General features: G+C 64.5%; 12 protein-coding genes and 1 tRNA gene. 4 read left to right on the plus strand and 9 right to left on the minus strand.

What is annotated here, in order from left to right; translation table 11 throughout:
• The first annotated feature begins 6 nt into the window (after window positions 1-6).
• A tRNA-Sec gene (locus ACIOVF_RS21835) sits at window positions 7-102 on the plus strand.
• A gap of 3 nt (window positions 103-105) precedes the next feature.
• On the opposite strand, the gene ACIOVF_RS21840 is transcribed toward ACIOVF_RS21835, so the two are convergent.
• A complete protein-coding gene (locus ACIOVF_RS21840) occupies window positions 106-1,098 on the minus strand; it encodes an asparaginase (RefSeq protein ID WP_401292421.1) in 993 nt (330 codons plus the stop codon).
• Window position 1,099: 1 nt separating this feature from the next.
• Entirely contained in the window at window positions 1,100-2,542 is a 1,443-nt protein-coding gene (locus ACIOVF_RS21845; protein WP_045200000.1) for a sodium:alanine symporter family protein, read from the minus strand.
• 175 nt (window positions 2,543-2,717) lie between these two features.
• Here ACIOVF_RS21845 and ACIOVF_RS21850 point away from each other — a divergent pair, with 175 nt between their 5' ends.
• On the plus strand, window positions 2,718-3,536 hold the full coding sequence (locus ACIOVF_RS21850) for a helix-turn-helix domain-containing protein (RefSeq protein WP_401292424.1): 819 nt from the start codon (window positions 2,718-2,720) through the stop codon (window positions 3,534-3,536).
• Between the two features lie 5 nt (window positions 3,537-3,541).
• Here the strand turns inward: ACIOVF_RS21850 and ACIOVF_RS21855 are convergent, their stop codons facing one another.
• Genes ACIOVF_RS21855 through ACIOVF_RS21865 form a run of 3 tightly spaced genes read right to left on the minus strand, consistent with a single transcriptional unit; the run spans window position 3,542 to window position 6,245 of the window.
• Window positions 3,542-4,381, minus strand: a complete 840-nt coding sequence (locus ACIOVF_RS21855) for an alpha/beta hydrolase (protein WP_045199997.1) — start codon at window positions 4,379-4,381, stop codon at window positions 3,542-3,544.
• Window positions 4,382-4,390: 9 nt separating this feature from the next.
• Entirely contained in the window at window positions 4,391-5,185 is a 795-nt protein-coding gene (locus tag ACIOVF_RS21860; protein ID WP_045199995.1) for a TSUP family transporter, read from the minus strand.
• A 16-nt stretch (window positions 5,186-5,201) separates the two neighbouring features.
• Window positions 5,202-6,245, minus strand: a complete 1,044-nt coding sequence (locus ACIOVF_RS21865; protein ID WP_045199993.1) for a TauD/TfdA family dioxygenase — start codon at window positions 6,243-6,245, stop codon at window positions 5,202-5,204.
• Window positions 6,246-6,540: 295 nt separating this feature from the next.
• Between ACIOVF_RS21865 and ACIOVF_RS21870 the strand changes: the two genes are divergently transcribed.
• Both ACIOVF_RS21870 and ACIOVF_RS21875 read left to right on the plus strand, forming a co-directional pair.
• Window positions 6,541-7,425 (plus strand): sugar nucleotide-binding protein, encoded by an 885-nt coding sequence (locus ACIOVF_RS21870; RefSeq protein ID WP_045199991.1) that lies wholly within the window; start codon window positions 6,541-6,543, stop codon window positions 7,423-7,425.
• A complete protein-coding gene (locus ACIOVF_RS21875) occupies window positions 7,418-8,347 on the plus strand; it encodes an NAD-dependent epimerase/dehydratase family protein (RefSeq protein ID WP_045199989.1) in 930 nt (309 codons plus the stop codon). The genes ACIOVF_RS21870 and ACIOVF_RS21875 overlap by 8 nt, the downstream gene beginning before the upstream one ends.
• A 77-nt stretch (window positions 8,348-8,424) precedes the next feature.
• Here ACIOVF_RS21875 and ACIOVF_RS21880 read toward each other — a convergent pair whose 3' ends face one another.
• From ACIOVF_RS21880 to ACIOVF_RS21895, 4 genes are all read right to left on the minus strand, one after another.
• Window positions 8,425-9,108, minus strand: coding sequence for an OmpW family protein (locus tag ACIOVF_RS21880; RefSeq protein WP_038998518.1), 684 nt, complete (start codon window positions 9,106-9,108; stop codon window positions 8,425-8,427).
• Between the two features lie 110 nt (window positions 9,109-9,218).
• Window positions 9,219-9,734, minus strand: a complete 516-nt coding sequence (locus ACIOVF_RS21885) for a DUF3299 domain-containing protein (protein WP_401292431.1) — start codon at window positions 9,732-9,734, stop codon at window positions 9,219-9,221.
• An 8-nt stretch (window positions 9,735-9,742) separates the two neighbouring features.
• Window positions 9,743-11,008 carry an ABC transporter permease gene (locus tag ACIOVF_RS21890; RefSeq protein ID WP_213603136.1) on the minus strand — a complete coding sequence of 422 codons (1,266 nt, stop codon included), beginning with the start codon at window positions 11,006-11,008 and terminating at the stop codon, window positions 9,743-9,745.
• Window positions 11,008-11,727, minus strand: coding sequence for an ABC transporter ATP-binding protein (locus ACIOVF_RS21895; RefSeq protein ID WP_045199985.1), 720 nt, complete (start codon window positions 11,725-11,727; stop codon window positions 11,008-11,010). The genes ACIOVF_RS21890 and ACIOVF_RS21895 overlap by 1 nt, the downstream gene beginning before the upstream one ends.
• Window positions 11,728-11,764: the final 37 nt, after the last annotated feature.

Below are 11,764 nucleotides of genomic sequence, written 5' to 3' on the forward strand. Positions count from 1 at the left end.
GTTCAAGGAAGGCAATCGCGCCCGGTGGCGCGGCCGGGCTTCAAACCCGGTTGGGGACGGCAGCCGTTCCCGGGCAGGTTCGACTCCTGCTGCCTTCCGCCATTTCTACTGGGCGCGCTCGCCGCACAGGTCCTGGGCGAACCAGTGTTCCGCCGCTTGCACATCGAGCCCGGCACCGAGCAAAGCGAACATCTTGCCCAGCGCCGCTTCGCGGGTCATGCCGCCGGCGCTGATCAGGCCGGTATCGCGCAGGCGGCTGCCGGCCGCATAGGTGTCGAAGTGCACCGCGCCTTCCGGACACTGGCTGATGGCCGCAATCAACACCCCGCCTTGGCGGGCGTCGTGCAGCGCATCGAGCAGGTCCTGATCGTCCGATGGCCCGGTGCCGCTGCCGTAGCACTCCAGCAGCAAGCCCTGCACGCCGCTAGAGAGCAGGCCGCGCAGATGGCCTACCTGCAGCCCGGGGAACACCGGCAGCACCATCAGGTTTACCGGTTGGCGTGGCTGGCGGTAATCCAGGCAGGCCGGGAGCGACTCGGCGCGTTGTCCATCGCGCTCACGCGGCAGCGCGGCGAAGGCATCGAAGGCTTCGCTGCGCAGCTTCGACGTGCGCGCGCCGTGCAGCAGCTGGCCGTGGAAATACAGCTGCACGCCATTGTCGATACCGGATGCCATCACCCGCAGGGCGCCGCAAAGGTTGTCCCAGGCGTCGCTGTCGGCGGTGCCGGCCGGCAACATCGAGCCGGTCAGCAGTACCGGTACTGGCAGGCCGAGCAGCAAAAACGACAGCGCCGCTGCGGTGTAGGCCAGGGTGTCGGTGCCGTGCAGCAGCAGGATACCGTCGTGGCCATCGCGCTCCACCGCTTCGACAATCGCCTCGCGCATGGCCAGCCAGTTGCTTTGCTGCATGTTGGCGCTGTCGATCAATGGCCGCAGTTCGCGCAGCCGCCAGCTCAACAGCGGTGCATCGGCCATTTGCTCCAGGTGCTCGCGCATACGCGCTTCAAAGCCGCCGGCAGGCGCCAGACCCTGCGGGGTTTGCAGCATGCCGATGGTGCCGCCGGTGTACAGCACCAGAAGGTTGTTGACGGCGCGCATGTCAGCTCTGCGTCTGTGCGTTGGCGACGTTGACGTCGGTCCGGGTCTCGACCTGCGGATTCACTGGCCAGGCGGCCGGGTCCAGGTCCAGGTCGGAAAACTTCGACGCGTCGAACACTGGCTGGGCGATACCGGCGCGGCGCTGTTCGTCGTAGTCGCGCATCACCCGCAGGCCGACCTTGAACAGCAGCGCCAGGGCCACCAGGTTGACGAACGCCAGGCAGGTCATGGTGATGTCGGCGAAAGCGAACACGGTCGACAGGTTCTGCACCGAACCCCAGAGAATCAGCAGCAGTACCAGGCCGCGGTAGCCCAGCAGCACCAGGCGGTTGCGGGTGAAGAACTGCAGGCTGGTTTCGCCCAGGTAGTAGTTGTAGAGGATGCAGGTGAAGACGAACAGCGACAGCGCGACGCTGACGAAAATCCGTCCCCAGTCACCGACTACCGCAGCCAGGGAGTTCTGGGTCAGGGCAATGCCGTCACCTTCAAAGCCTGGGGTGTAGAAGCCCGACAGCAGGATCAGCAGTGCGGTGCAGGTGCAGATCACGAAGGTGTCGAGGAACACGCTGAACGCCTGGACCACACCTTGGGCGGCCGGGTGTTTCACCGCGGCCACGGCGGCGACGTTCGGTGCACTGCCAAGGCCGGCTTCGTTGGCGAACACGCCACGTTTGACGCCCATGACGATAGCGCTGCCGAGCAGGCCGGCAAAGGCCGGATCAAGGCCGAAAGCGCTCTTGACGATGGTTTCGAGCATGGCCGGCACGTGTTCGATCTGGGTGAAAATCACGTACAGGGTCACGCCGATGTAGGCCAGGGTCTTGACCGGGACCAGCAGGTCGGACACCGAGGCGATACGCTTGATACCGCCGATGAACACCAGGCCGAGCAGGGCGGCGAGGGCGATACCGGTGTATTTCGGCTCGAAGCCGAAGGCGTTCTGCAGCGAGTGGGTCACGGTGTAGGACTGCAGGCCATTGAAGGTAAAGCCGTAGGTCACCAGCAGCAGAATCGCGAACACCATCGCCATCCAGCGCAGTTTCAGGCCGTGCTGGATGTAGTAGGCCGGGCCGCCACGGTACAGGCCGTCGCCGTCGCTACGCTTGTAGACCTGGGCCAGGGTGCACTCGAAAAAGCTGCTGGACATGCCCACCAGCGCGGTCACCCACATCCAGAACACCGCGCCCGGGCCGCCGAGGGTCACGGCGATGCCGACACCGGCGATGTTACCGGCACCGACGCGGCCGGCCAGGCTCAGCATCAGCGCCTGGAACGAGCTCAGCTGGCCTGCCTGGCCGCGCAGGGATTCCTTGAAGACGCTGAACATGTGGCCGAAATGGCGGAACTGGACGAAACGGGAGCGCAGGGTGAAGTAGCTGCCGAGTCCGACGATAAGCACGATGAGGAGTTTCCCCGAGAGGAAATCGTTGAGCGCTTCGAGCATGAAATGACCTCGATTCTTATTCTTCGCATGAAAGACGACAGGTCGGCGTCGATGCGCCGTATCCGTGGGGCGCATGGTTGGTCATGACAAGACTGGTTACAATTTCGCGGGTTGCTCTCAGTTGATGCGACTTGATGCTAAACTGGCGCCTGTCGCATCACCTGGAACAGCTCACATGAGCGAACATCTCGGCGCCAATCTCAAGCTCGCCTGCAGCCACTACCGCTCTATCTCGGAAGTTTGCCGGCAGCTGTCGATCAACCGCGCACAGTTCAACAAGTACCTGAGCGGGCAAAGCCAGCCGACGGCGTACAACCTCAAGCGCATCGGCGATTTCTTCGGTGTCGAGGATTACGAACTGGGTTTGCCGCCGGAGCAGTTCGCGCGCCTGATTGGTGCGCGCAGTACCGCCAACCAGGCGCTCAGCCACAACGATCCGCTGGCCGAGCTGCTGCGGCCGTTGCGCGAACACGCCGGCAACCTGTCGCGCTATTGCGGTTACTACTTCGAATACTCCAACTGCATCTCGGTACCCGGCTCCATCCTGCTGTCGCTGGTGCACCTGCGCGAAGAGCGCGGCAGTTTTCTGTTCGAGCGCCAGGAGCGTCAGGAGCGCTCCAGCAGTACCGATGTGCAGGCCGAAGACTGGGTGCGCTGCCGTTACCTGGGCGCGGCGTTCCAGTTGCAGGACCGCCTGTTTCTGCTCGATTACGAATCGCTGACGGTCAACGAGATGAGCCAGACCATCCTCATTCCCAGCTTCAAGAGCCGCATCACCCGCCTCAACGGTCTCAAGACCGGGGTTTCCAGCGGTGACCGGCGTACCCCGGCCTGCACCCGGGTGGTGTGGGAGTTCCTCGGCACCGAGATCAACCGCATCAGCGCCTACCGCCAGGTCAAGCTGTACCGCCCGGACGATCCACGGATCGACGACGACGTGCGTGAACGCCTGAGCGCCGGGCCGATCCGCAACGGCCTGTTCGAGATTGAATAACCCGCTTAGCCGAGAATGAACTCGGCCACCACCTGCGCCACCTGATTGGCCACCGCCGGCTTGTCGCGCAGGTGTGCGGCAATGCCGTGATCGCAGTCGGTCAGCAGCAGGCATTCCAGGTGCGGTGCCGGCACGGCGCGCAGCAGGGCCTGGGTGACTTCTTCAGGGATCGGGCTATAGCGCTGGGCGCCGGCCAGCCACAAGGTGCCCGCCGAGGTGCCTTCGGCTTGCCCGTAGGCTTTGGAGTTGAGCCCGTCGAATTCGCCGATCACCAGCAGTACCCGGCCCGCAAACGTGCGCAGAAACTCGTAGCTGTCGCAGTCGAGAAAGCCGTAGGGCTGGCGGATCGCTGCGCTGAAGGCCGGGCCGAACGGCGCCTGGTGGGCGGCGTCCGGGTAAACCGCCGGGCAGATCAGCACCAGTTTGTCGATGGCGGGCGTTTGCGCTGCCAGTTTCAGCGCGATGGCGCCACCCAGGCTGTGGCCGAGCAGGGTCTGGCAGCGCTCGGCGATATGCCGGTGAAAGCGCTGCGCTTCTTCCAGGTTGGTGGTCAGCGACGGCTGCGGCGCGCCGGGCTCGGCGGCCAGGCTGTGGCCGGAGAGGTTGCCGGTCAGTGAGCCGATCCCCTGCTGCTGCAGGCGATACAGCAGCGGGTTGAGGCGGGTGAAGTCCGAGCGCGCGCCACCGATCACGAACATCGGCGCAGCGCGCTCCTGGTCAGGTATAAGCAGCCGCGCCTGTTGCTGGAAACCGTCGAAGGTTTCGCTGATGAAGCGCTCGGTAGCCGGCGCGGGTTCGTCGTACTGCCAGGTGGAGCGTTGAGTCGAAATTGCTTCCAGGTGCATGGACACCGCCTATAAAAACTGATGTTGCAGCCATTCGCCAAGGGGGTTGCCGGCGCTGAGCAGCAGCTTGAGGGCCATGATGCAGCACACGCAGACCAGCAGCGGCTTGATCAGTTTAGGACCGAAATGCACCGCGCAGCGAGCCCCCAGTTGCGCGCCGACGAAGGCCGCGCAAGCCATCGCCAGGGCCAGCGGCCAGACGATCGCGCCGCTCAGGGAAAACACCGACAGCGCCCCGAGGTTGCAGGCGGCGTTGAGCAGTTTGCTGTTGCACACCGCGCGCAGCATCGGCTGGCCGAGCAGAACCACGCACGCCACCATGTAGAACGAGCCAACGCCGGGGCCGAACACCCCGTCGTAGAAGCCGATCACCGGCGCCACTGCCAGGCAGAAAAGGCTGATCGAGATCCTCGCTTTGCGCTGCTGCTCGTCCGGCTTGGGGCTGAAGGCAAAGTAGGCGGCCACCAGGATCAGCAGCACCGGTACGCAGGCCTGGAGGAAACTCTTGGGCACCAGGCTCACCGACAGCGCCCCGAGGGCGCCACCGGCAAAAGCCATGGCCGCCATGGGCAGGCCGCGCTTCCAGTCGATCATGCCCTTGCGGGCAAAGGCAAAGGTGGCCGAGACCGTCGCCGAGGCGGCCTGGAACTTGTTGGTGGCGATCGCTGCCAGCGGGTCGATGCCGGCAACGAACAGCACCGGCAGGGTGATCAGCCCGCCGCCGCCGGCGATGGCATCGAAAAATCCGGCCATCAGCGCTACCGACGCCAGGGTCAGCAGCAGGGTGATATCAATTTCCATCATCGGGGGGTTCCCTTGTTCAGCCACGTACCAGCAGCGGGTCATCGTTGAGGACTATCGGGCGCGCGAATCGCGAGTAGCCGAACAGGCGCACCAGCAGGCGCCGGTTGTCCTGGAGAATGTCGCGCCCATGCAGGGCGCGGCAGTTATTGATCAGCAAGGCGCTATCGGGTTGGAGCACGAACGGCAAGGGCTGGGCGTCCCGGACCAGCGCCTGGAAGGCGTCGAAGGCACGGGCTGCGGCGTCGCTGGCGTGATCGTTCAACGAGAAACGATACGAGTTGTAGCGCAGGCTGAAACCGCCGTCGGGATCGAACTGCAGCATCGACGTGGCCTGGCCGGCCTCGCCTTGACCGGCGACAAAGCACTCGCTGCGGGTGAAGTCGAAGGAGGCCGAGGTCAACGCCAGCGCATGCAGGCTGCCCAGTTGCTCGATGATGGCGCGCAGCGGGATGATCCGGGTCGGTTCGCCCGCCGGGTTCCAGCGCGCGGAAAGGATCAGCGCTGACGGCGCAGGTGAGCGGCCCTCGCTGGCGGCAACCGAACAGTTGTAGGGCGCTTCGGTATGCGGGCCCAGGCGCAACCCGGCGTGAGAGCTGAGTTCGACTTCGGTGTGCTGGTGTTCGTCGGGGCGGGGCACGCTGCCGCCGCCTTTGAAGTTGCCGACCAGCCGCATGATCTGGCCTTCGTTGTCGATATCGAAGGCAAAGGCCCGGTAGTTCACCAGCTCCAGCAGCAACTGGTTGCGCGAGGCCAGGTACAGGCAGCGCTCGCTCTGAGCCAGGGTGGCCAGCTCAGGCAGATGCTCGGACAGCGGATCGCTGCCGGGGCAGGCCATCTGCGAGCACATCAGGGCGGACAACTGGCCATCGGCAAAGCGTTGCAACACGGCCTTCTGGCTGGCGTCGAGGGTAGGGTGCAGGCGTTGTGCCCACTGGCGCGCCTGGTTGGCGACTCCGCGGGCCTGAGGGCCGCCGAGTTCGGCGAGGTGCTGGCTGGCAGCTGCCAGCGTACGGGCCTGGTCCTGGTCGAAACTCAGGTACGCGACTTCCGAATCCTGCATGGGAAACATTCCTTTGTTATTGGTTTTATCTGGCAATCCGTGCCGACCAGGGTGCAGAAAGTGCTGCTGCGCCCCGGCGAACGAATAAGCTAACTATTCTCCTGGTTAATCCATTCAGGCGAGTCAGCTCATTCCGGGCGCAGTATAGGCAGTTTCCGGATTTGTGTAAGCACAGGAAAAACCTTGCCCTCAGCGCCGCGCCGGGCGGGACGGGCGCCCCTGTGTTGGACTTCCCCTGCCGGAAACCGCAAAATGAAGGCTTTCTTCCAATAATCTGATCGGACCTGCTGACTCTATGCGAATGCGCCTGATGCTGTTGGGTGGTGGAAGTGCCCTCGGGCAAGCGCTGATTCGACTCGGGGCCGAGGAAGATATCGGCTTTCTGGCACCGCGCCCGCCGGACAGCGGCTGGGATCCGGCGAGCCTGACCCAGTTGCTCGACGACACCCGCCCTGATGCGCTGATCAACCTGGCTTACTACTTCGACTGGTTCCAGGCCGAAGCGGTCAGCGAGCAGCGCCTGGCCCAGCAGGAGCGCGCCGTCGAGCGCCTGGCCGAGCTGTGTCAGCACCACAACATCATTCTTGTCCAGCCGTCCAGCTACCGGGTCTTCGATGGCTCGCGGGCGACCGCCTACAGCGAAAAGGACGAGCCAGTGCCGCTGGGCCTGCGTGGCCAGGCCCTGTGGCGCATCGAGCAGAGCGTGCGCGCCACCTGCCCGCAGCATGTGTTGCTGCGCTTTGGCTGGGTGCTTGACGAGAGTATCGATGGCGTCCTCGGCCGCTTCCTGACCCGCGCCGAGCAACCGCAGGAACTGCTGCTGGCCGATGACCGGCGCGGCAACCCGACGCCGGTGGACGACGCTGCGCGGGTAATCCTCTCGGTGCTCAAGCAGCTCGATTGCGCCGCGCCCCTGTGGGGCACCTATCACTATGCCGGGAACGAGGCGACCACGCCGCTGGCGCTGGGGCAGGCTATCCTCACGGAAGCGGCCCAGTTGCATAAGCTGGCGGTACAGGCCCCGACCGCGCAGGCCCACGCCGCGCGCCCGGACGCCAGCGAAGAACCGCAGCATGCGGTGCTGGCCTGCAAGAAAATCCTCCACACCTTCGGCATCAAGCCCCGCGCCTGGCGCGCCGGTTTGCCGCCCTTACTGGATCGCTTCTATCGTCATGGCTGATGCCCCTATTCTGATCACCGGTGGCGCCGGCTTCATCGGTTCCCACCTCAGCGATGCGTTGCTGGAAAAAGGCTATAGCGTGCGTATCCTCGACGACCTGTCGACGGGCAAGCGCAGCAACCTGCAGATCGACAACCCCCGGCTGCAACTGGTCGAAGGTGATGTCGCCGACGCCGAACTGGTCAAGCGCGCCGCGGCCGGTTGCCAGGCGGTGGTGCACCTGGCCGCGGTCGCCTCGGTACAGGCCTCGGTGGACGACCCGGTGAAAACCCACCAGAGCAACTTCATCGGCACCCTCAACGTGTGCGAGGCCATGCGCCTGAACGGCATCAAGCGCGTGCTGTTTGCCTCCAGCGCGGCGGTGTACGGCAACAATGGCGAAGGCCAGTCGATTGTCGAAGACACGCCCAAGGCGCCGTTGACGCCTTACGCGGTGGATAAACTGGCCAGCGAGCAGTACCTGGACTTCTACCGCCGCCAGCATGGCCTGGAGCCGGTGGTGTTCCGCTTTTTCAATATCTTCGGCCCGCGCCAGGATCCTTCCTCGCCGTATTCCGGGGTTATCAGCATCTTCTGCGAGCGCGCCCTGAACGGCACGCCGATCACCCTGTTTGGCGACGGTGAGCAGACCCGCGATTTTCTCTATGTTGGCGATCTGGTCACGGTAATGGTCCAGGCGCTGGAGTTGGCACAGGTCGAGGAGGGCGCGGTGAACATCGGCCTGAACCAGGCCACTTCGCTGAACCAGTTGCTGGCGGCATTGAAGTCGGTGGTTGGCGATTTGCCGGCGATCAGCCATGGGCCGGCGCGCTCGGGCGATATCCGCCATTCGCGGGCGAACAACCAGCGCTTGCTGGCACGTTTTGATTTCCCTGAGCCGACGCCGCTGGTAGTGGGGCTGGCGCGACTTTTAGGACGCTGAAAAGCAGCGCGGGGCAAGCCCGCTCCTACATCACGCTGTAGGAGCGGGCTTGCCCCGCGATGTGCGTTTGAAGACGCTTAGAACTTGTAACCCACGCCAACCATGTAGACCCATGGATCGACATCGACGTCGACCTTGGTCTTGCCAACGCCCAGGGCGCTCGGGCCGTCGATGGTGGCCTTGGTGTCGATGTCGACGTACCAGACCGCGGCGTTGATCAGGAAGTTGTCGTTGATCATGTAGTCCATGCCCAACTGACCGGCCAGGCCGACCGAGTCTTTCAACTTCATGTTGCTGAAGCCTTGAGCCTTGCGGTTGCTGCTCAGGTCTTCGTCAAAGAACATGGTGTAGTTCAGACCGATACCGGCGTAAGGCTGGAACTTCGACGAAGCTTCCATCGGGTAGTACTGCAGCGACAGGGTCGGTGGCAGTTGCTTGATGTCGCCCAGCTTGCCATCCAGGCCAGCGCCCAGGCCCTTGACGCCCACGGTGTGCTGGAACGGAGTGGCGGCCAGCAGCTCGAGGCCGATGTGGTCGGTCAGCATGTAGGCAAACGCCAGGCCCAGCTGGGTGTCGCTGTCCAGAGTAGCCTTGGTGCCGGACATCTTGGTGCCGTCGAGCTTGATGTCGCCGCTGTTCTCGTTGGGAGCGGTAGTGATCGCACCGGCACGCAGGATGAAGTCGCCAGCCTGGTGGGCGTGGGCAACAGGGGCTGCAAGCGCCAGAGCAACGAGCGAGGCGCCAAGCAAGGACTTGTTCATGGAAGCTCCCAAAGGACGTTTAGAATTTAATGAGTCCAATGGTAAGGAGCTGACGGACGGCGACTTTTGACGCAGCTCAATGAAATCGTCAAAGGCTGACAAGCGGCCTTTCATTCTAGCTCGTATGCGTAGATTTTCTCGGCTTCCATCTGATATCCGGCATCGGCCAGCTCGCTGCTGGAGGCTTTGACCTGCATCTGGCCTTCAATCCAGTACGGTTGGTAGAGGTCTTCGACCTTGACGCCGATCTCGCTGAAGATGTGAACGATCTGGTTCGACGGCGGTGGCGGTACATGAATGCAGGCGCCGTAGTAAGGCACCAGCAGGAACTCGGTGGTGCGGCCTTCTTCGCTGACCTCCAGCGGCACGATATACCCCGGCAGTTTGACCTGCTGGCCATCCAGGGCCTTGACCACCGGGGCATTGGGTGCGGTTTGCCGCGCAGCGGGTGCCGATTCGGCAGCCAGGGCGTCGCTCAGTTGCGAAAGGTCGTGCAGCGGCGCCAGTTGTGGCTGGATCACCGGCGTCCCGGCCGGGATCAGTTGCTGCCACTCCAGGGTGCGCGGTTCAGCGGCCCACAGGGGCGAGGCAATCAACAGCAGCAACAGCAGCAAGGCGCGGTTCATCGAGTTACTCACAGGTGAATGGACAGGCCGTCGGCCAGTGACTGTCGATAGGCGCGCCAGGCCGGCACGCTGCCCATCAGCAAGGCGGCGCCAAGGATGATGCCCAGCAGGGTCCATTCATGGGCGCTGGGCCAGGCCAGCGGTAGCAACAGGCCGTAGTTGGCCTGCACGTAACCCTGGGCCAGGGCGATGCCGGCGTACAACAAAGCCACCCCGGCGATGATGCCGGCCACCGCCAGGGCCAGTGCTTCGAGCACCAGCAGCCCGGCAATGTGCCAGGGACGCGCGCCGACCGAGCGCAGGATGGCCATTTCCCGGCGCCGTTCGTTGAGGCTGGTGAGGATCGCCGTGAGCATGCCAATCAGGCCGGTCAGCACCACGAACAGCGAGACCACGAACAGCGCCTGCTCGGCCGTGCCCATCAGGCTCCAGAGCTCTTGCAGGGCCACGCCCGGAAGGATCGCCAGCAGCGGCTCGTTGCGGTACTCGTTGATCTCCCGTTGCAGGCTGAAGGTGGCCACCTTGTTGTTCAGGCCGAGCATGAAGGCGGTGATGGCGGCGGGCTTGAGGTCCATGTTGCGCGCCTGATCGGCGCTGATACGCCCGGCGCCGCGGGCCGGCATACCGTTGTGCCAGTCGATGTGGATGGCTTCCATACCGCCCAGGCTGATGTGCAGGGTGCGGTCGACCGGGGTGCCGGTGCGTTGCAGCACGCCGACCACGGTGAACGGTTTGTCATCGTGTTTGACCAGGCTGATGGCCGCCACGCCATGGGCCAGCACCAGCTTGTCGCCCAGCTTGTAGTGCAGGGCATCGGCCACCTCGGCACCAAGCACCACCTCGAACGGGTCGCTGGCAAAGGCGCGGCCCTCGGCCAGTTGCAGGTTCTGCTTGCGGCCGTACTGGTAGTGCTCGAAATAGCGCGCGTCGGTGCCCATCACCCGGTAGCCGCGATGGGAATCGCCCAGGGAGATGGGAATGGCCCATTTCACCCGTTTGTCGCTGGCGTAGTGTTCGAAGCTCTCCCAGCGGATGTTGTTGGTGGCGTTGCCGATGCGAAACACCGAGTACAGCAGCAGGTTCACCGAGCCCGAGCGGGCGCCGACGATCAGGTCGGTGCCGCTGATGGTGCTGGCAAAGCTGGCGCGGGCTTCGGTGCGCACCCGCTCGACCGCCAGCAGCAGGCACACCGACAGGGCGATGGCGAAGGCGGTCAAAAATGCAGTAAAGCGGCGGTTGGCCAGGCTGGCCAGGGCAAGGCGGAGCAGGTACATCAGGCCTCCAGGTCGTTGGCCGGGCGGGCCGCGCGGTTGAGTTCGGCAAGGGACAGCTGGCGGTCGAACAACGGTGCCAGGCTCTGGTCGTGGCTGACGAACAGCAGGCTCGAGCCGGCCGCACGGCATTCGGCGAACAACAGGCGGATGAAGGCTTCGCGGGTGTCGGCGTCGAGGGCTGATGTTGGCTCGTCGGCGATTACCAGCTCCGGCTGGCCGATCAAGGCCCGGGCGGCGGCAACGCGCTGTTGCTGGCCGATCGACAGGCTGCCCGCGCGGCGGGCAAGCAACGCCGGGTCTTTCAGGCCCAGGTGGGCGAGCAGGCTGGCGGCGGCCTGGTCGATGCTGCCATGGCGCTCGGCGGCGCGTTGTGCGCGGCTGCGCGAGAAGCGGCAGGGCAGTTCGACGTTCTCCCGTACCGAGAGAAACGGCAGCAGGTTGAACTGCTGGAAGATGTAGCCGGTGTGATCGACGCGAAAACGGTCGCGGGCGGCCAGCTTCAGTTCGCTCAAGTCCTGGCCGAGCAGGCGGATGCTGCCGCGATCGGGCTTTTGCACACCGCCCAAAAGGCCCAGCAGGGTGGTCTTGCCGCTGCCGCTGGGGCCTTTGAGAAACAACGATTCGCCGGCTTCCAGGCGCAGGGTGGGAATCTCCAGCAGGGGGGCTTGGCCCGGCCAGGCGAAGCCCAGGTCGGTCAGTTCAATCAGTGCCTGGCTCATAAATGAACGCCCGGGTTACCCCGGGCGTTTCGCTGCA

Source organism: Pseudomonas sp. NPDC087612 (assembly GCF_044743505.1).
In the GTDB taxonomy this organism is placed as follows: Bacteria; Pseudomonadota; Gammaproteobacteria; order Pseudomonadales; family Pseudomonadaceae; genus Aquipseudomonas.

Excerpts from the sequence above, each read along its gene's own strand:
- ACIOVF_RS21880 (WP_038998518.1), bottom strand. The coding sequence starts at position 9,108 with ATGAACAAGTCCTTGCTTGGCGCCTCGCTCGTTGCTCTGGCGCTTGCA.
- ACIOVF_RS21845 (WP_045200000.1), bottom strand. The coding sequence starts at position 2,542 with ATGCTCGAAGCGCTCAACGATTTCCTCTCGGGGAAACTCCTCATCGTG.
- ACIOVF_RS21870 (WP_045199991.1), top strand. The coding sequence starts at position 6,541 with ATGCGAATGCGCCTGATGCTGTTGGGTGGTGGAAGTGCCCTCGGGCAA.
- ACIOVF_RS21840 (WP_401292421.1), bottom strand. The coding sequence starts at position 1,098 with ATGCGCGCCGTCAACAACCTTCTGGTGCTGTACACCGGCGGCACCATC.
- ACIOVF_RS21860 (WP_045199995.1), bottom strand. The coding sequence starts at position 5,185 with ATGATGGAAATTGATATCACCCTGCTGCTGACCCTGGCGTCGGTAGCG.
- ACIOVF_RS21865 (WP_045199993.1), bottom strand. The coding sequence starts at position 6,245 with ATGCAGGATTCGGAAGTCGCGTACCTGAGTTTCGACCAGGACCAGGCC.
- ACIOVF_RS21890 (WP_213603136.1), bottom strand. The coding sequence starts at position 11,008 with ATGTACCTGCTCCGCCTTGCCCTGGCCAGCCTGGCCAACCGCCGCTTT.
- ACIOVF_RS21855 (WP_045199997.1), bottom strand. The coding sequence starts at position 4,381 with ATGCACCTGGAAGCAATTTCGACTCAACGCTCCACCTGGCAGTACGAC.
- ACIOVF_RS21850 (WP_401292424.1), top strand. The coding sequence starts at position 2,718 with ATGAGCGAACATCTCGGCGCCAATCTCAAGCTCGCCTGCAGCCACTAC.
- ACIOVF_RS21875 (WP_045199989.1), top strand. The coding sequence starts at position 7,418 with ATGGCTGATGCCCCTATTCTGATCACCGGTGGCGCCGGCTTCATCGGT.
- ACIOVF_RS21885 (WP_401292431.1), bottom strand. The coding sequence starts at position 9,734 with ATGAACCGCGCCTTGCTGCTGTTGCTGCTGTTGATTGCCTCGCCCCTG.
- ACIOVF_RS21895 (WP_045199985.1), bottom strand. The coding sequence starts at position 11,727 with ATGAGCCAGGCACTGATTGAACTGACCGACCTGGGCTTCGCCTGGCCG.